This is a genomic window from Affinundibacterium nitidum, assembly GCF_014284155.1.
GTDB lineage: Bacteria > Pseudomonadota > Gammaproteobacteria > Burkholderiales > Burkholderiaceae_D > Undibacterium > Undibacterium nitidum.
The window spans coordinates 87,120-106,429 of record NZ_JACOFZ010000004.1 but is presented as its reverse complement, the minus strand read 5'-3'; the positions used below and the strand labels follow the sequence as shown (position 1 = coordinate 106,429).

At 46.0% G+C, this 19,310-nt stretch carries 19 protein-coding genes; 5 read left to right on the top strand and 14 right to left on the bottom strand.

Annotated elements, in window-relative coordinates; genetic code table 11:
* Positions 1-9: 9 nt before the first annotated feature.
* The 6 genes from H8K36_RS12030 to H8K36_RS12005 form a co-directional block, all read right to left on the bottom strand.
* Positions 10-846: a prepilin-type N-terminal cleavage/methylation domain-containing protein gene (locus tag H8K36_RS12030; RefSeq protein WP_186916726.1), complete on the bottom strand. Its 837-nt coding sequence runs from the start codon at positions 844-846 to the stop codon at positions 10-12.
* Position 847: 1 nt separating this feature from the next.
* Positions 848-1,417 carry a type IV pilus modification PilV family protein gene (locus tag H8K36_RS12025; protein ID WP_186916725.1) on the bottom strand — a complete coding sequence of 190 codons (570 nt, stop codon included), beginning with the start codon at positions 1,415-1,417 and terminating at the stop codon, positions 848-850.
* Positions 1,407-1,892, bottom strand: a complete 486-nt coding sequence (locus tag H8K36_RS12020; RefSeq protein WP_329604228.1) for a GspH/FimT family pseudopilin — start codon at positions 1,890-1,892, stop codon at positions 1,407-1,409. Before H8K36_RS12020 ends, H8K36_RS12025 begins: the two co-directional genes overlap by 11 nt.
* Before the next feature lie 111 nt (positions 1,893-2,003).
* Positions 2,004-2,462: a pilin gene (locus H8K36_RS19620; protein ID WP_186916723.1), complete on the bottom strand. Its 459-nt coding sequence runs from the start codon at positions 2,460-2,462 to the stop codon at positions 2,004-2,006.
* A gap of 142 nt (positions 2,463-2,604) precedes the next feature.
* A complete protein-coding gene (locus H8K36_RS12010; protein WP_186916722.1) occupies positions 2,605-3,834 on the bottom strand; it encodes a type II secretion system F family protein in 1,230 nt (409 codons plus the stop codon).
* A gap of 8 nt (positions 3,835-3,842) precedes the next feature.
* A complete protein-coding gene (locus tag H8K36_RS12005) occupies positions 3,843-5,546 on the bottom strand; it encodes a GspE/PulE family protein (RefSeq protein WP_186916721.1) in 1,704 nt (567 codons plus the stop codon).
* 154 nt (positions 5,547-5,700) lie between these two features.
* Here H8K36_RS12005 and H8K36_RS12000 point away from each other — a divergent pair, with 154 nt between their 5' ends.
* The 5 genes from H8K36_RS12000 (at position 5,701) to H8K36_RS11980 (ending at position 11,390) form a co-directional block, all read left to right on the top strand.
* Entirely contained in the window at positions 5,701-6,621 is a 921-nt protein-coding gene (locus tag H8K36_RS12000) for an AAA family ATPase (protein ID WP_186916720.1), read from the top strand.
* 18 nt (positions 6,622-6,639) lie between these two features.
* Entirely contained in the window at positions 6,640-7,644 is a 1,005-nt protein-coding gene (locus H8K36_RS11995) for a DUF58 domain-containing protein (RefSeq protein ID WP_186916719.1), read from the top strand.
* Positions 7,641-9,665, top strand: a complete 2,025-nt coding sequence (locus H8K36_RS11990) for a transglutaminase TgpA family protein (RefSeq protein ID WP_186916718.1) — start codon at positions 7,641-7,643, stop codon at positions 9,663-9,665. The genes H8K36_RS11995 and H8K36_RS11990 overlap by 4 nt, the downstream gene beginning before the upstream one ends.
* Positions 9,666-9,692: 27 nt before the next feature.
* Positions 9,693-10,811: a lytic murein transglycosylase B gene (gene mltB, locus H8K36_RS11985; RefSeq protein WP_186916717.1), complete on the top strand. Its 1,119-nt coding sequence runs from the start codon at positions 9,693-9,695 to the stop codon at positions 10,809-10,811.
* A gap of 267 nt (positions 10,812-11,078) precedes the next feature.
* Entirely contained in the window at positions 11,079-11,390 is a 312-nt protein-coding gene (locus H8K36_RS11980; RefSeq protein WP_186916716.1) for a hypothetical protein, read from the top strand.
* 118 nt (positions 11,391-11,508) lie between these two features.
* Here the strand turns inward: H8K36_RS11980 and cysM are convergent, their stop codons facing one another.
* The 8 genes from cysM to rpsA form a co-directional block, all read right to left on the bottom strand.
* Positions 11,509-12,411 (bottom strand): cysteine synthase CysM, encoded by a 903-nt coding sequence (gene cysM / locus H8K36_RS11975; RefSeq protein ID WP_186916715.1) that lies wholly within the window; start codon positions 12,409-12,411, stop codon positions 11,509-11,511.
* A 160-nt stretch (positions 12,412-12,571) separates the two neighbouring features.
* Positions 12,572-13,000, bottom strand: a complete 429-nt coding sequence (locus tag H8K36_RS11970) for a ComEA family DNA-binding protein (protein WP_186916714.1) — start codon at positions 12,998-13,000, stop codon at positions 12,572-12,574.
* A 145-nt stretch (positions 13,001-13,145) separates the two neighbouring features.
* Entirely contained in the window at positions 13,146-14,060 is a 915-nt protein-coding gene (gene rfaE1, locus H8K36_RS11965; RefSeq protein ID WP_186916713.1) for a D-glycero-beta-D-manno-heptose-7-phosphate kinase, read from the bottom strand.
* A gap of 1 nt (position 14,061) precedes the next feature.
* A complete protein-coding gene (locus H8K36_RS11960; RefSeq protein WP_186916712.1) occupies positions 14,062-15,435 on the bottom strand; it encodes a UDP-glucose dehydrogenase family protein in 1,374 nt (457 codons plus the stop codon).
* A 55-nt stretch (positions 15,436-15,490) separates the two neighbouring features.
* Positions 15,491-16,666, bottom strand: a complete 1,176-nt coding sequence (gene lapB / locus H8K36_RS11955; RefSeq protein ID WP_186916711.1) for a lipopolysaccharide assembly protein LapB — start codon at positions 16,664-16,666, stop codon at positions 15,491-15,493.
* A gap of 23 nt (positions 16,667-16,689) precedes the next feature.
* Entirely contained in the window at positions 16,690-17,004 is a 315-nt protein-coding gene (locus H8K36_RS11950) for a LapA family protein (RefSeq protein ID WP_186916710.1), read from the bottom strand.
* A 189-nt stretch (positions 17,005-17,193) separates the two neighbouring features.
* On the bottom strand, positions 17,194-17,499 hold the full coding sequence (locus H8K36_RS11945; protein ID WP_186916709.1) for an integration host factor subunit beta: 306 nt from the start codon (positions 17,497-17,499) through the stop codon (positions 17,194-17,196).
* 27 nt (positions 17,500-17,526) lie between these two features.
* On the bottom strand, positions 17,527-19,242 hold the full coding sequence (gene rpsA / locus H8K36_RS11940; protein ID WP_230404588.1) for a 30S ribosomal protein S1: 1,716 nt from the start codon (positions 19,240-19,242) through the stop codon (positions 17,527-17,529).
* Between the last annotated feature and the right edge of the window lie 68 nt (positions 19,243-19,310).

Here is a 19,310-nt window from a genome sequence, read left to right as displayed (position 1 = left end):
AGTTTCATGCTATGGAACATTATTGACCTGAACATCTTGATAAAGTGAAATAGTTTCCCCTGCTTTCGTAATACCAACCTTGATACTGACTAATCCAAAACGCTCCAACACGCCTTGTGCATAGGAAAACTGACACGAACTAATATTTTGAGCCAAAACAGGCGCAGTGGTCACCGAGGCACACGCACTTGGCTCTGGAGATACAAATCCATAGCCAGATGCGCGATACAGTTTGCCTGTTCCATTCCCTTTAGCATCAACTCCGACCCCGGTGCACACAAACGACACAGCCCTTTCAGTGCCGGATACGAGCTGAAACTTATTCCCTGGTGATGCAAAAGGAAACTGCTTACTTGCGAAATTAAGCTGACTCACACTCGTTGGTGCCACTATGCTCGCTTTATTGTCTGCTGCCGCGTAAATATCAGCGCCGGGAATACCAAGGTTGTAAACGACGACAAAATCACCCACGGCGGGTGCTGCATTCAAATTACCAACTACATCGAAGGTCGAGATTGCTTGCGCCGTCGTAAATGCATTGCCAGCCCCTGTCGCGTCAGCAGCCGCCCGATATCTACCACCGTCATACGCAGGGACGAATTCGATACAGCTACTATTCGCGGAACGCATGGAATTGGGCACGGCCAAATGAATTTCACGCGACATCCTTTTCACTGCAGTATCGGCAGTATCGCTGAGTTCCGCGCGAATGGTCAGATCTTGATACTGCTGAACTGGACGGCGCAGAAAAAGCGCAACTATGCCACCAATAATACCCATGATAACAATCACGACGATCATTTCAACCAGAGTAATCCCGAATTGTTGGCGCTGATGTAGATTCATTTTAAGGCACAGTCCTCGGCGCATAACGATACCGATAACCAGTGAGCGTCACCACCGTCTCACCAGATCTCACGGTTACATCGATTCGAATTTCATCACCACCTAGTCCCGAGGTCTCTTTGACTTCGGCGACATAATCTTGCAATTGGTTGACCACTTGCCCTTGCACATCGGCCACGGCGTTTGGCTTAGTCGGAATTGGTGCTGGAACTGGTGGTGCCATATTATGATAATCACCCACATTATCAAATCGTGGCTCTGCATAACGAGTCTCGCCCGCTGTCGGGCCGAGCCCTTGTGCTGCTCCAGCACATCCCGCAGGTGAAGTAGCTATGCTCGCGTTTGCATCATCTGGATCACAATAAGTAAATGCTTGTGATTCAATTTCCTCTAACAGTGATTCAGCAATTGCCAAGGCTTGCTTGTCTCGCATAGGATCGGTGCTCGCTACCGAGGTCAAATTCATGATCGATAAAATTCCCGCCATTGCAATGCCGACGATGACGATAAAAATCAATACCTCGACCAGAGTGAAGCCACGTAATCGAGAACCGAGCGGATTACCGAACATACCCAGTTTCTCCCTCTATGATGATCGTACCTCCGCCCGTCCCACCTGTAATCACAATGGTTTGGGTAGTATTTGGATTTAAGCGCCCCAGTGCGGTAAACCGAAAACTCGTCGACCCAGTAAAGCTCACGTTACTCGGCGTTTTTCGCTTATACCAAGATTGATCTATTGGATCTGGTACTTGATTGGGCGCCGTCAGATTGGCAGTCGGACAGTTAGCATCTACACTTACATAGGTCAAGCATACATAACCGGATGGTTGATCAATTTGCACCCAAACATCACGACGTTGAGCGATCGCCAGTTTGTGCGCATAGCGTAGCATTCCTAGGGTCTGATCAGTAAAACCGCGAGCATCGAAGTCCACTTTATCGGTGAACCTTGTTGCCGTTACGGCGCCGACTATACCAACTAAGATAATTACTAACAGAAGTTCAACGAGTGTGAACCCATACTGGTCACGTTGGCGATCCACTGACAAACTCTATCTCTCCATTTCCTGCATCGCATTCAAATAAGAATGCCAAGGTTCTTACGAAAAGCCTTTAGCGAAAAGAAAATTAGCCGTCGAAACGGCTAATCAATTTTATGAGCAGTTCGCTGCCGTTAAGCCCGTATTGCTATAAGTTGGGGGAAACCCGTTTGCCGTTGGCACGGTGTAAGTCACCGAACACGCCGGATGACCGGCATCAGGCGTGACCGTAAATACTGTTGCCGAAGTTGTGGTCAATACGAAGTCTGGCGTGGACAAACCAGCTGCAATAGGGATGCTAGTCGCTGCGGTCGTTGGGTAACCGTTCGCCATTAACACATTTGAGCCTTCCATCACAATAGTGGTGTTCGGGCCCAATTGCTGTGTCAACTGAATCGAATGCGCTAAAGCCGCGCCCGCTTTCAACGATGCCAACGCACCATTCATTTTAGCGATCCTAGCCTCAGTCTGAAGTGCCGCAAACTTTGGAAGTGCCGTTGCTGCCAACAAGCCCAAAATCACAATCACAACCACTAACTCAATTAATGTAAAACCACTTTGCTGTTTTTTCATACGAACCCCTATTCAACTCAGAAACCAAAAAAATCACCACTCATTATTAACAACTATACACATCAATAGTCAATTTATGAAAGTATCGTCCGACGAATGCGCTTTTATTCGGTATAAATGTCGCTTTGCGTCCTTACAAATCTTACTTTCTGAGGGCAACGCGACCCAAATCCCAAATTGGTACAAAGATACCTAATGCCAATATCAGCACCATCACGCCCAATGCTACAATCAAAATTGGTTCAATGTTTGAAGAAAGTGTTTTTAATTCATACTCCACTTCCCCTTCGTACATACTGGCTATTTCATCCATCAATTCATCCAAGGCACCAGTCTCTTCACCCACGGCGATCATTTGCAAAACGACCGGAGTAAAAACATTAGTGCTGGTTGCCGTGCGAAGTATGCTATCGCCTCGTTCAACACCTTCACGCATATCTTCAACATGTGAAGCGATATAGGTATTGTCAACTGTGCTCGCCACGACTGTTAATGCCTGCACGATCGGTACGCCGCTCTTACTTGATAATGCAAAGCTCCGCGCGAACCGCGCCAGTGTCGCCTTTAAAACGATACGGCCAAAGATCGGAAAATATAAAATCTGGCGATCCCACCAATATCGCCCTTCTTTTGTTGCGAGAAATCCCCTAAACATGAACGCCGCTAGCAAGATCGCCCCCAGCATAACGTACCAGTAACTCACAAAAAATTCGGACATACCCAAAAGAAAACGGGTCATGAGCGGCAATTGCGCGTTAAAACTAGCAAATACTTTAGCGAACTGCGGAATTACCATGATATTGACGACAACCAAGGCAGCGATCATCACAATGATCACGAACATCGGATAACGGAGAGCTGTCTTAATTCGATTGCGCATTTCCCGTTCAAACTCGAGATGTTCAGACAGTCGCAACAAGATGGTATCAAGGCGTCCCGTCATTTCCCCGACCTTCACCATACTGACGTAGAACATGCTGAAAACGTTAGGATGCCGCCTCATCGCAGCTGAAAGCTCACGACCAGAATCGAGCGATTCTCGAAGATCTTGGATCACTCTACGAAACGCGCGATTGATCGCAGATTCTTGCAAGCCAGACAAGCCTCTCATGATCGGCACACCCGCACGAATCAAGGTATATAGCTGCCGACTAAAAAGCTGCACATCAAGAGCCTTGACGCTTCCTTCACGAAAACGCTGCCACCATGTTAAGCCTCGCGTTGCAGCTGGCCCCTTTGCTTGCTCAATCGATGTCGGCACTATCCCTGCTGCAAACAACTGACGAGCGACAGCATCAGGATCTGCGCTTTCGAGCACACCTTCGACTAAATCTCCATTTGGATTACGCGCTTTGTATGAAAAAAATGGCATATTACGGCCTACTCATCGATCTGATTGCTAATGCGCATCGCTTCGCTGACCGTAGTAACACCGCTCAACACCAGATCAATCGCATATTTACGAAGCGTATTACCTGCCATTTGCTGTTTCGCTGCCTCAATGAACTTTGCATTATCGTCCGCATGCGCAGCATCAACCACCGGTTTAGTCATTTCCAGCAATTCATAGACACCCATCCGCCCACGGAATCCCGTGCCATTACAATGGCCACATCCGCGGCCGGCGTGATATCGATGTTGATCAATTTGATCTGCCATGTCAAATGACAGCCATTCACGTTCAGAGGGACTAAGCGTATGCTCTTGCCGGCAGCTTTCACAAATCACCCTGACCAAGCGTTGGGCTAACACTGCTTGCAAGGAGCTACCCATCATATAACGAGGAACACCCATATCAAGCAGACGAATCGGTGTACTGATCGCGTCATTCGTATGCAAAGTCGACAACACTAAGTGACCCGTCATTGCGGCACGCATGCCGATTTGCGCCGTCTCTTGATCTCGCATCTCACCTAACAGCAAAATATCTGGATCTTGACGCAAAGATGCACGCAACACCTTCGCGAAGCTAAGATCGATCTTTTCATTGACTTGAACTTGATTAATCCCAGGGAGACGATATTCGACCGGATCTTCAACCGTGATCAATTTACTTTCCTCACGATTGAGCTCTGATAACGCACCATACAGCGTTGTAGTCTTACCACTGCCTGTTGGCCCTGTCACCAGTACCAAGCCGTTTGGCTTTTGAATGATCGCGCGAAATCGTGCAAGCATCTCTCTTGGCATTCCAATTTTATCGAGATTAAGTATGCCACCGCTCTGATTTAACAAGCGCATGACGATAGACTCGCCATACTGCGTGGGCATGGTCGAAATACGCACGTCAATCTGCTGTTGACGGACCTTAATAATAAAACGCCCGTCTTGGGGCAAGCGCTTTTCAGAAATATCCATTTCCGAAATCAACTTTAGACGTAAAGCCAAGGCACTCGCAATCTTGATATCAGCCTCGGTTTGCAAATGCAACATGCCATCAATTCGAAAACGGATTTGAAGGCGTTTCTCTTGCGGTTCGATATGAATGTCTGAGGCTCGCACTTGCGTCGCATCGTTAAACACAGACTGCAGCAATTTCACCACGGGAGCATCTTCTGTAGCAGTATCGCTAACCAAAGATTCAATATCAACATCGGCGTCGCTTAACTCTTGCTCCAACTCTCGCGCCAGATCCGTAATGGCCTCTGTGTGACGATATAAATTATCAATCGCTGCCAACAGATCATTTTCGTTCACGACTGCCAACTGAATCGAATTCTTAAGAAGGCGACTTATTTCGTCGTAAGCAAATAGATCGGTTGGATCAACCATCGCCACCAAGAAGCCGCTGTTGAGCTGCTCCAACACGATGGCGCGAAAACGACGTGCCTGAAGCTCAGGCAGCTTTTTTACGATATCGGGTTTGATATTATATTGGCGAAGATTAACGAAACTTATGTTGAGCTGTTTCGCCATCGCTTGCGAAATTTGATCTTCAGTAACATACCGATTTTCGACAAAGACGCGACCTAGTTTTCGTCCAGTGCGTTTTTGCTCAGCCAATGCAAATTGCAGTTGGTCTTCGGTGATCAGCTTTTGCTGCACCAAAATTTCACCTAAACGAATTTTCTCAGGCCTTGCCATTCCAAACCCCTAAATCGATTTCTGCATGTATTAATGCAAACAGCCTTATCGTACTACACGATCGCTTTCAGCACTCTTCACAGTTATTGGTTATTATTGCTTTTCACTATAAACTTGATTTGCAGCACTTTTATTGATTCTATGGGAAAAACACATGTTTTCAAAAGTCCATGAGGTGGCAAAACAACTCAATCAAGTAATCATCGGCAAAGAAACACAGATCCAACAAGCCTTGGTATGTCTTCTCGCTGGTGGGCATTTATTGATTGAAGACGTCCCCGGCGTAGGTAAGACGACGTTAGCCCATGCGCTCGCCATCTCTTTGGGACTCAAATTTAACAGACTTCAGTTTACATCAGATCTTCTCCCTACAGATGTAATTGGTGTCTCTATATTCGAACGTGAAAAAGCACAGTTCGTATTTCACCCAGGCCCGATCTTTAGCCAAGTCTTATTGGCGGATGAAATCAATCGTGCGACCCCAAAAACCCAATCCGCTCTTCTAGAGGCAATGGAAGAGCAACAAGTAAGTGCCGAAGGTCAAACGCGTCAATTGCCAACACCTTTTTTCGTCATTGCCACTCAAAACCCAACTCACCAAGTCGGCACTTTCACATTACCGGAGTCGCAATTAGATCGTTTTCTAATGTGTCTTTCATTGGGCTATCCAGACGCTGCAGCGGAAAGAGCACTTTTAATGGGTGAAGATCGACGAAGTCTATTGCGCAGCATGTCGGCCATCATGCATTCCGACGAGCTCATTGAGATCCAAGCAAAAGTAAAGCGAATTCATACTTCACCCGCCTTGATCGACTATATTCAGAAGCTGGCACAAGCGAGCCGTGAATCAAAAAATTTTGCAGAAGGTATGAGCCCCCGCGCCGCGATCGCGTTATTACAAGCGTCGAAAGCATGGGCTGCCTTAGAGGGGCGAGACCATGTATTGCCTGAAGATGTACAAGCTGTACTTGTCCCGGTAATCGCGCACAGACTTCGCCCCCTCAAGGCCGTCAGCGGCAAAGTCAATGCCAGTCACGATTTACTGATACAGCTCATGCACGAAATACCAGTTTAACGTTGGGGTGATTTCCGAATGAAAGCCATCCAAGCTTTTCGGCTCCGCTTAAGACGATTGATTTTTCTAGAAAAATCTCCAGAACCTGGTGAACTCGTCTTGAGTCAACGTCGAGTATTCACACTACCCAGCAAGCCAGGGATGGTTTTCCTGTTGGTGCTCATCATCTGCTTCTTAACTGCTACAAACTACAATCTCAATCTTGGTTTTGGCATGACCTACTTGCTAGCTGGCGTTGCTGTGGTCAATACCCTATTCACCTACCGCAACCTCGCCTATCTCAAACTGAACGCCCGAGATGGTGCCGCTGTTTTTGCTGGAGATCAGGCGGAATTTCAATTTTATGTAAAGAATGCCGATCAATTAGAGCGATTCGCGATCCATATTAGTTTTCAACAAAGCCCCCACCTCGAGCAAATCATTGACCTTGCGCGAGGTGAAGAAAATATCGTCAAATTAAGTTGTATAACTACCAGTCGTGGCCCACTTCCCTGTCCACGAGTACAACTTCAAACTTGGTTTCCAATGGGACTCCTACGAGCTTGGAGCACTTGGCTTCCTGCGACATATGTTTTGGTATACCCCGCTCCTGAACTTAATCCACCACCGCTGCCGTTCATCGGCGAGTCGGGTGAAAAAGGAAACGCAAACACTGGCAATGAAGATTATGCTGGTGTGCGAAGCTACCAAGCTGGAGATCCACTCAAGCATTTATCGTGGAAACATATTGCGAGAGTAGACTTAGAGGCGGGGGGAAATCTCATTTCCAAGCAATTCGATGGTGCTAGTTTTGGGGAATTATTGATTGACTTTAATAGTCTTCCCACTCAACTCCCTATCGAACAAAGACTATCGCGTATGACAAGTTGGATCCTCGAGGCTGATCGCTTAGGTTTGCCCTACGAATTCAAATTAGGGGCATTACACCTCCCGAACGGTAGCGGAGAGAATCATCGACATATGTGTCTCAGTGCGCTAGCAAACTATGGGCACTCCAATACTGAAGTTAGGAGTGTCCAATGAACGCAAAGCTGGGACAACCCCTATTATCCTTCCTGAGCTGGAAATCTAAACCAGTTCCGCGAGATAAACTAGATACTTTAATTTTAGTAATCGCGTGCTTCATCGCGATTACAAATCACTTCTCCGCTGCCCCAATATGGGTGAGTTTAAGTTCAAGCGCGGTAATGCTGTGGCGAGCTTACCTGACGTTTAGTGGGCGTTCACTCCCTTCAAAGTACATCCTTATTCCTATCGCATGCGGTTTAATGGGCGGCATTTTCTTCAATTTTCGCAGCTTCTTCGGCCGCGAAGCTGGCGTTTCTATGTTGATTCTTTTGCTCGCCTGCAAAATGCTCGAGATGCACGCCAAACGCGATTTGTTTGTAGTCGTCTTCCTTGGTTTTTTTCTCATCTTAACCAGCTTCTTCGAATCCCAGAGCTTAGTTAGTGCATTACAAGTGAGTGCAAGCGCGCTTGCGCTTTTATTGGCACAAATTTCTTATCAGTTTCAAACAAAAACAATCCCAGTTCTACACCGTCTAAAAATCATCTTTAAGTTGGTGGGGTTAGCGATACCTTTGACGGTCGTCTGCTTCTTCCTTTTTCCACGCCTACAAGGTCCTTTATGGGGGCTGCCAAGTGATGCAAACATCGCACGTAGTGGGCTATCCGATTCGATGTCGCCTGGCAATATCAGCAAGCTTGCTATGTCTGAAGAACTGGTGTTTCGGGTCAAATTCATTGATCCTGTACCCAACAAATCGCGACTCTATTGGCGAGCGATTATTTTAGATGAGTTTGACGGACGAACATGGACCGCTATTAATAAGCTTTCCATTCCTCGTGCAATTGATCCGAAAAATGTAACAATATCGGGCAACGGAATTCGCCACGAGATCACTATAGAACCTTCCAGTTCTCAAAATTTATTTGGCCTAGATCTTAGCCCTCAAGCCCCCCAATTGATTGGTGGTGTGGCCTACGTTACTCGAAATGCCGAAATAGTCTCACCATTCCCCCTACAAAATCGAACTCGATACCAAATCCAATCATATCCTGAGTATCAGCTCGATCTGAATATTGATCCGAATGTTTTGCGGCAAACCTTGAACTTGCCGCGTCGATTTAATCCAAAAACAGCTGAGTTCGCCGAACAAATCCGATCGCAATATCGCACACCCAAAGAACAGATCGCCGCCATACTGAAGTATTTTCGTAATGAGGCATTCTTTTATACCCTCGAACCGCCACCACTTGGAAGAAACACGATAGACGATTTCCTGTTCCAAACTCGTGCTGGATTTTGCGAGCATTATGCGAGTAGTTTTTCTGTCTTAATGCGCTATTTACAAATTCCATCAAGAGTCGTCACAGGTTATCAAGGTGGAAGCGTGAATTCGCAAGACGGTTATCTCGAAGTTCGCCAGTCTGATGCTCATGCTTGGGCAGAAGTTTGGATTGAAAACGAAGGGTGGGTACGGGTCGACCCAACAGCAGCCGTTGCGCCCGATCGAATTCTAAAGAATCTTAACGCAACTCAAAAAACGACAGGATTGAGCGGCCTTGTCAGTAATATGATGAGCCAAAACGGATTCATGAATGAAATTCGTATGCGTTGGAGTGCTCTAAACAACACTTGGAACCAATGGGTCCTTAATTATAACGAGACTAAACAAAATGATTTACTTCGCTCGCTCGGTCTGAAAGATGTGGACTGGCAAAACGCGTTAGTTAGCCTATTTCTTATTGGTCTGTTGGTATTGGGATTCCTATCCCTGCCATTGCTACGACCAAGAACGCAACTTGCCCCCCTTGATAAGTTATACTTCACGCTGTGTGTCACTTTGAAGAAGCGTGGGTTAGGCAAATCCGAATTCGAAGGACCACGCGACTTTCTTAAACGTTTGGAGCCGCATCTAAATGAGACAGACTTCCTCGTCGTCCAGCAGATTATCAATCATTACATCGATCAAAAATATGGTCGGCAAACTAGCGCTCTCACGACTCAAGAGTTAAAAAGACGAATTAAGAAACTGAAATAATTCCAAACATTAAAGCGCACAAATACTTTGAACACATTACGCATCTTATCTAAATTTGTTTTAATCGCTCTGCTGTCCTTATCAAGCACGGAAGCATATTCTTCGGACTCAAAACACAAAAAAAACAAAACTATTAAACGTACTCCAGCAGTCGCCATTCAAGGTGAAAACGTACACTTTTTGGATTGGAAAGTAGTCCAAGAGTTTAGACAAGAAATGCTGAGCAAATATCAGTATGATGGGGTTGAATTCGACAACATTTTGAAACAAACCCGCTTTGTTGAATCAGCTGTGCAGTTGATGAAGCCCATGCCTGCTGGAAAACCTAAAAATTGGAAAGTGTATCGCTCTCGTTTTGTTGAGACGGCGAGGGTAAATGCGGGGGTAGCATTTTGGAATAGGAATGAAACGACCCTCAAAAAAGCTGAAACAGAGTTTGGTGTTCCTGCTGAAATTATCGTTGGTCTGATCGGTGTAGAAACGATTTACGGCAAGAACATTGGGCGATACAACGCCATTGATGCCATCACCACGCTTGCATTTGCCTACCCAGACACACCGAACAAAGAAGCCAGAACTTTATTTTTCAAAAATGAACTCGCGCAATTGCTACTCTGGGGGCGTGAAACCAAATCGGATGTGCTACAAATAAAAGCTTCCTACGCTGGTGCGATTGGCTTATGCCAATTCATGCCATCTAGTTTGCGTAATTTTGCCGTCGATTACGATCAAGACGGGCATATTGATTTGCGTACCTCCGAAGTAGATGCGATCGGAAGCGTCGCCAATTATTTGGCAAAACATGGCTGGAAAAAGGACTTACCATATGTATTCCCCGCATCGATACACCAATCAAGTGAAAATCCTGAACAATCTAAGAGACAAATCGACGAGTTTCTCGGAAAGGGTCTGCGCGCTAGTCTTACTCTCGAAAGCCTGAAGCCTTACGTGACCACCCCCGATGTAAATGCCCCATCAAATATTCTATATGGCGTGGTCGATTTACAGAATGGCGAAGATCCAACTGAGTTTTGGTTAGCGAGCGAAAATTTCTTCGCCATTACCCAGTACAACCGAAGCTATTTCTATGCAATGTCAGTTATTGACTTAGGGAAAGTAATCAATTTAGCCCGTACAAAAGACTAAAAATAATAATATTGTCCAAATGTTATGGCTTTTTTGCCGACATTCGCAATAAAAAATATTGCAAATAAGAATTTTTTGTACTAGAGTAATGTTATCTAATGATACATTTATGATGGTTTCGAGGAAAGTGTCAATAGATTTAACAATTTTCTTTATTGTTTTCTTGCTTAAAAAGTAGATAATTTTGTTTTAAAGATATAGTATTACTGTTTAAGTAATTTATTACAGTGCCCTCCTGCAACATAAATAAACATCAATAACGAGGTAATGATGCCAAACTTGACACAACTTGAATCAGATGAAATCGACTACGATCCAAATAACCTTTTGGATACTTTGATCAAACAATTGCATCTGAAAAATGATGCGGCTCTCTCTCGAGCGCTGGAAGTTGCTCCACCGGTCATCAGTAAGATTCGTCACCGTCGTTTACCTGTTGGCGCTTCCTTATTGATCCGTATGCATGAAATTAGTGACGTCAGCATTAAAGATTTGCGTGGTCTGATGGGTGACCGTCGTGCTAAGTTCCGTATTAGCGACAAGCAATTCAAACCAAAAGATCCGGGCGCAAACTCCTGATTTTTTCGTGAATACGAACAAAAAAAATCGAAGTTTAGTCTTGGACTAACTTCGATTTTTTTACATTTAAGGTGACACTCTTAGCTTGCGTTACGAACTTTGTTGTTTTTTGACACTACTATGCTGGAAATACACCTGTTGATAAATAGCGATCACCGCGGTCGCAAACGATAAAAACTATCGTTGCATTTTCAACTGTTTCTGAAATGCGCAATGCGACTTCACAAGCACCTGCAGCGGAAATACCACAGAATATCCCCTCTTCAACAGCAAGACGTCTAGCCATTACCTCAGCGGCAGACTGTGTCACATATTCCAAAGTATCCACTTTGGCTTTGTTGTAGATCTTGGGCAAATAGGCTTCCGGCCATTTACGAATCCCTGGAATTTGCGATCCTTCATCAGGCTGCACGCCCACAACTTGCACTTGCGGATTTTTTTCTTTGAGGAAGGAAGAGACGCCCATGATAGTACCAGTCGTCCCCATTGCGCTCACAAAATGGGTCACACGACCTTCTGTGTCTCGCCAAATCTCAGGCCCCGTACCTTCATAATGCGCCAAAGGATTGTCAGCATTAGCAAATTGATCGAGGATCAATCCTTTGCCCTCCTTTTGCATTTGTTCTGCAAGATCACGCGCGGTTTCCATCCCTCCTGCTTGCGGCGTCAATACGATCTGTGCACCGTACGCAGCCATGCTTTGGCGACGCTCAACACTCAAATGTTCAGGCATCAGCAAAATCATCTTGTATCCACGCATTGCCGCTGCCATTGCTAAAGCGATGCCGGTATTGCCGCTTGTCGCTTCAATCAATGTATCACCGGGCTTAATCTGACCGCGTTCTTCAGCACGTTTTATCATCGATAAGGCTGGGCGATCTTTAACCGAACCGGCAGGGTTATTTCCCTCCAATTTACCAAGAATAATGTTATTGCGGCGACTTGCTTCCTCGCTGGGGAGGCGCTGTAAACGCACAAGTGGCGTATTGCCAATCGTGTCTTCAATCGTGAGATAGCTCATATGGAATTTGCAAAGAATATTGCAATGAGAATGCAAAACCACATTTTAATCGGTTCAGGATTTTCCCGCTTAGATGAAAATGTAGTTTGTTTATACCAACAAACGATGAAAAGAAAAATCCCCTGTTGAAAGGGGATTTTTCGATTATTGCAGACTGCAATTATTTACTGGTTGCTGGCTTTGAAGCGCTAGCCGCTGCAGGAGCCGCTTTACTAGCGGCACTTGGAGTAGTGGCAGCCGCTGGTGCAGCGGGTTTAGCCACAGCCGGTGCGCTTGCTGCCGTTGATGCTGCAGGTGCCGCAGCAGCACGGGGCTTACCATTGACCGTCAAACCCGCTTCAGACAATTTAACCGCGCTCTTGTCACCAATACCTTTGACGCGCGATTCAAAGTCCGCCCAATCCTTGAATTCACCATGCTTTTTGCGCTCACTTAAGATCGCCTTCGATTTGACTGGACCTAAACCTTTGATGCCATCAAGTGCTGCCTGATCCGCCTTGTTCACGTCAACATCAGCAAAAGCGAAAGCAGCCGTCGTGGCCAAAGTGGCGAGCAAAGTTGTTGTAGCGAGCAAAATTCTTTTGAACATGTGGAACTCCTGATTAAGATATTAAAAACACACTCAACATTAAGAGCACAGTTTCATGAAAAATTGTCTGTGCTCTCACACCTTTAACGGTTGCAAAACGTTCTGGTTGACGTTAAACCAACAAACAAATCAAACCTGAGTATCCCTATTCAGCTGGAAACAACTCTTCACGCGTCACCGTTGCGGTTCCTAATTTGCCTACCACGATGCCGCCCGCCTTGTTAGCTATTAGAACTGCCTCTGGCAAAGTCTTGCCCTCGGCAAGCATCGCCGCCACAGTCGCAATCACAGTATCTCCCGCACCAGATACGTCGTAAACTTCACGCGCCATTGCTGGCACATGCATTACCTCATTCGCAGTGAATAGAGTCATACCTTCTTCAGATCTCGTCAACAAGAAGGCTTCTAGGTTCAAACGTTGACGTAATTCCTGTACCTTTTCAGTAAGATCTTCTTCAGTGCGCCACTCACCAATAATTTGCTTCAACTCCGACTTATTCGGTGTCAGCATTGTCGCACCTGCATATTTCGCAAAATCGCTTCCTTTTGGATCAACGAGGACAATCTTGTTTTGCGCCTTTGCTGCAGCAATCATCGTTGACACGTTGACCAAACTGCCCTTGGCATAATCCGATAAGATCAACACATCAAAATCTGCCAGCAAACTAGTGAAGCGAGTCAATTTATCCTGCAATACCTGATCGCTTGGCTTCTCTTCAAAATCCACTCGAATCAATTGCTGCTGACGTCCAATGACGCGCAACTTAATAATGGTTGAGATTTGCGGGTCGTGATTGAGGTAACTTCTTATGCCAGAGCTTTTGAGCAAGTCTTCCACGCTACGCCCAGCTTCATCTTCACCGATCACGCCAAGGAGACCTGTTTCTACGCCCAATGCCACAGCATTCCGGGCAACATTGGCGGCACCGCCTAAACGCTCTTCACGACGTTCAACACGTACAATCGGGACCGGGGCTTCAGGCGAAATACGATTTACCTCACCGAACCAATAACGGTCCAACATAATGTCACCAACCACTAAGATGCGTTTATTCGTCATATCAATTTTTCGTCAATACTGCACGGCCAATCGCGTGATATTCAATTCCTGCTTGTTTCACCAACGCTGGATCGTACAGATTTCGACCATCAAATACGATAGCGTTTTTCAAGCCAGCTTGAATCGAAGCCAAGTTCGTTTGACGGAAAGTCTTCCACTCAGTGACGATAATCAAGGCATCCGCATTCGCCAAGGCGGCGTCTTGGCTGTCCACAAAACGAATCTGTTGTAATAACTCCGGGCGATTCGCAAAATCTAATGCCAACACACGTTTCGCTTCTTCAATAGCGACCGGATCAAAAGCTGCGATACTTGCACCCGCGCTCAACAACTCTTCAATCAACACACGAGAAGAAGCGGCACGCATATCATCGGTATCTGGTTTAAACGCCAAGCCCCACAAAGCAAAATGTTTACCCTTAAGGTCCGCACCAAAACGACTTCTGACTTTTGCGCCCAAGACTTGTTTTTGCGCTTCATTTACTTCTTCGACCGCTGCCAAGATTCGTAAATCTTGTCCATATTCCTGTGCGGTACGTGACAAAGCTTGCACATCTTTAGGGAAACAGGAACCACCGTAACCGCAGCCTGCTAACAAGAAGCTGGGGCCAATACGTGGATCGGAACCAATACCATGGCGCACAGCTTCGATATCAACACCAACTTTGTCCGCCAAATTCGCTAATTCGTTCATGAAGGAGATACGCGTCGCCAACATCGCATTTGCCGCATACTTCGTGAACTCCGCAGAGCGCACATCCATCCAATAAATCTTATGACCGTTCTCTTCAAATTTGGCATAGACCTGTCGCATCACCGCTTGCGCCTGCAAGCCGGTTTCGTCGGCTTCATGACCGATCACAATACGGTCAGGTTTCATGAAATCAGCAACCGCCGCACCTTCTTTGAGAAACTCAGGATTCGACGTCACTGAATAACCGATTGCCGCATTACGTTTCTGCAATTCTTCGGCAATCGCTGCCGACACTTTTCCTGCTGTACCAACCGGCACCGTCGACTTATCAACGATGACTTTAAAGCCTGTCATATGACGACCAATGTTGCGTGCTGCCGCGACAACATACTGAAGATCTGCTGAACCATCTTCATCTGGGGGCGTGCCTACCGCGATAAACTGTACATCGCCATGAGCAACGCTTGCCGCCACATCAGTGGAAAACTGCAAGCGCCCAGCAGCTCGGTTACGTGCAACGACCTCATCCAATCCTGGCTCATGAATAGGAATGCCACCCGCATTTAAAATATCGATTTTTCGTTGATCGACATCCAAACAAAATACATCATGGCCAACTTCTGCAAGACATGCGCCTGTGACCAGACCAACGTACCCAGTTCCAATAATTGTTATTTTCATTTTTTATTTTTTCCAAACAAAACATTCGAGCTTGAATAGAACAATCAAGCCCTTCTTAATTCATCACATTCAATTCTTCAGTGCGGCGTGGCGGATACGTTTCCCACTTACTGCAACCGGGACATTGCCAATAAAATTGGCGCGCTTTAAAGCCACAATGCGTACACTGATAGCGAGTCAAGCGTTGCGCATAACCTGAAACCAGATTCTTTACCAACGAAAGTTCAGGGCGCACTTCAGGTGCTGCTACCATCAGACGGGCATCAAGTAACTTATCCAATCCAAGCAAAGTCGGTGTGCGGCGTAATTCTGCACTGACCAGCTGGTTCGCATCGGTCACAGTTTCGAGTTCTAAAGTCGCTTTAAACACGACTTCCAACAAATCAATAGAAGGTGCTTCAGCTAAATACGACTTTAAGAGATTTAGGCCCTCTTGTGGGCGTTCTAACTTACGATAGCCGTCCATTAAGCGTTGTGCAACCAAAGCAACGTGCGGCACACTCTGCTGCTCAACACGACGCCAAGCCAACACAGCCTGCTCCAAATCACCTTTTGCGAGATATATATCACCCATCAAAATCGCCGCGCGAACATTATGGCGGTCGATCGCAATCGACTTTTCCAACATCGCCATCGCCGCATCGGGATGGGTATGTACTAATTCATCTTGTGCGATTTCACAATAGAATTGAGCGATCTCTTTTTGTCTGCCACCTGCACCCGACTCTTGCAGCGCTACTGCTGCATCAATTGCACGCAACCATTCTTTTTCACGCTGATAAATTTCGAGCAGCGCCTTGCGTGCTGGGATAGCATGTTGACTCGTCACCAGTTGGTTGAACGTTTCTTCAGCACGATCTAACAAACCAGCTTTGAGGTAATCTTGGCCTAGCTCATACATCGCTTGTGTCTGCTGCTCCTGCGGCAAATCTGGGCGCGATAACAAGTTTTGATGAACACGAATAGCGCGTTCTGTTTCACCACGACGGCGGAACAGACTACCCAAGGCGAAGTGCAACTCCACTGTTTCAGGATTCAGTTTTAATATTTCGATATAGGCGTCTATTGCCTTATCTGGCTGGTCGTTGAGCAAAAAGTTAAGCCCCTTAAAGTAACCTTTGGGCAAGCTGCTCGACTCCGAAATCAGTTGCTTAATATCGACGCGTGCCGCGATCCATCCCAAGCTAAAGAACAGAGGAATGCCCAACAACCACCAAATTTCAAATTCCATAATGATTCGTCTCAGAACAAAGTTTAGGAATGACGAATAACATCAGGCGCAGGCGCCTGATTCGCAGCTTGTTGCGCTGCTTCGCGTTCTTTTTCAATTTCCGCAATCGTCTTTTTATGACGGGAAATGTCTCTACGATGGCGAAAGACCATGGGAGCCATTCCAATTAAACAGAACACTGCACCCATTACAAAAAAACCTAGTAAGAGAATGACCAATGGTGCAGAAGTTTGATATCCCCAGAAATAATGCAATGTCACGATTTGATCGTTCTTAAGGGCGAAGCCAAAAAAAGCGATAAAGACGATAACCCAAAAAATCTTAGCGAGAAATTTCATAATATGTCCATGTAATAAGCAAACCAAACATTAGCCCAAAATTGAAACCAGCAATGTCTCGGTTGCAAACGGAACTCAATAATTCCATAAACGAAATTGTACGTGAAAAAAAACGGCATATCGGAAATCCGTTATGCCGTTTTAATTTCTAGTGCAAATTACTCACTGTTTTCCACACTCACCGACGTTTTAGTCACGCAGTATGGGCTGACCAACAGTCGCATCTACCCGTTCACGCAATTCTTTACCTGGTTTAAAGTGCGGCACCCGTTTTTCAGGCACCATCACTTTGTCACCAGATTTAGGATTACGTCCAATCCGGGGTGGACGGCTATTTAAAGCGAAACTACCAAAGCCGCGAATTTCGATACGTTGACCAGTGGCCAAAGAATCGGACATCGCATCTAAGATCGTTTTGACGGCGATATCCACATCTTTTGCTACCAGTTGTGGATACCGCTCGGCCAGACGAGCAATCAGCTCAGACTTGGTCATAAATAAAGCCTCTGACTAGGTCGTTGCTTAGTTTTTGTTATCGAGCTTAGCTTTCAACAAAGCACCGAGGCTTGTTGTGCCAGAAGCTGCATTGGAGTCAGAAGACATCTTTTGCATTGCTTCTTGAGTTTCAGCGGAATCTTTTGCCTTGATAGACAATTGGATACCACGTGCTTTACGGTCGATATTCAATACCAAAGCTTCAACTGTGTCGCCAACTTTCAAGTGTGTACCAGCATCTTCCACGCGGTCGCGGGAGATTTCAGATGCACGCAAGTAGCCTTCAACTTCGTCAGCCAATTGGATTACAGCGCCTTTAGCTTCAACAGATTTCACTGTACCAGTGACTGTTGCGCCTTTGTCGTTCATTGCGCAGTAGTTGTTGAATGGATCACCTTCCAATTGTTTTACGCCGAGAGAAACGCGTTCACGTTCAACGTCGATCGCCAAAACAACTGCTTCCAACTCGTCACCTTTCTTGAAGCGACGAACTGCTTCTTCACCTGTTTCGTTCCAAGACAAATCAGACAAATGCACCAAACCATCGATGTTGCCTGTCAAGCCAATGAACACGCCGAAGTCAGTGATAGACTTGATCGCGCCTTTAACTTTGTCGCCTTTTTTGAAGTTCAAGGAGAAGTCATCCCATGGATTTGCTTTGCATTGTTTCATGCCCAAGCTGATACGACGACGTTCTTCGTCGATTTCCAATACCATAACTTCAACTTCGTCGCCCAATTGAACAACTTTGTTTGGCGCAACGTTTTTGTTTGTCCAATCCATTTCAGAAACGTGGACCAAACCTTCGATACCTTGTTCAACTTCAACGAACGCACCGTAGTCTGTCAAGTTAGTTACTTTACCGAACAAACGTGTGTTCGCTGGGTAACGACGTGCCAAGCCTGTCCATGGATCGTCGCCCAATTGTTTAACGCCGAGAGAAACACGGTTTTTCTCTTGATCAAACTTAAGGATCTTAGCAGTGATTTCTTGACCCACTGTGAGAACTTCAGATGGGTGACGCACACGACGCCATGCCAAATCAGTGATATGCAACAAACCATCGATGCCGCCCAAATCAACGAACGCACCGTAGTCAGTGATGTTTTTAACCAAGCCAGTAACCACTGTGCCTTCTTTCAGGTTTTCCATCAATTTCTGACGTTCTTCACCCATAGAAGCTTCAACAACTGCACGACGTGACAACACTACGTTGTTACGTTTACGGTCGAGCTTGATAACTTTGAATTCCATTGTTTTGCCTTCGTAAGGAGTCGTATCCTTAACTGGGCGAGTGTCAACCAACGAACCTGGCAAGAAAGCGCGGATGCCGTTCGTGAGAACTGTCAAACCACCTTTTACTTTGCCGTTGACTGTACCAACAACCATTTCGCCAGACTCCAACGCTTTTTCGAGCGCGAGCCATGATGCCAAACGTTTTGCTTTGTCGCGGGACAAGATTGTGTCACCGAAACCGTTTTCCAATGATTCGATCGCTACGGATACGAAATCACCTACGTTAACTTCCAATTCACCTTGGTCGTTTTTGAATTCTTCAACAGGAATAAAGGCTTCAGATTTGAGGCCTGCGTTCACGATCACGAAGTTGTGGTCGATACGAACGACTTCGGCAGAAATCACTTCACCGGAGCGCATATCTTGGCGTGACAAAGACTCTTCGAACAAAGCTGCGAAGCTATCTGCACCAGTTGCGAAATCTTGAGACATGTAGACTGTAGACATAATATTTACGAGTTAGCCGGAATAGGACAAAAGGTCTATTTACCGGGTTGAGTTAAACAAACTCATTC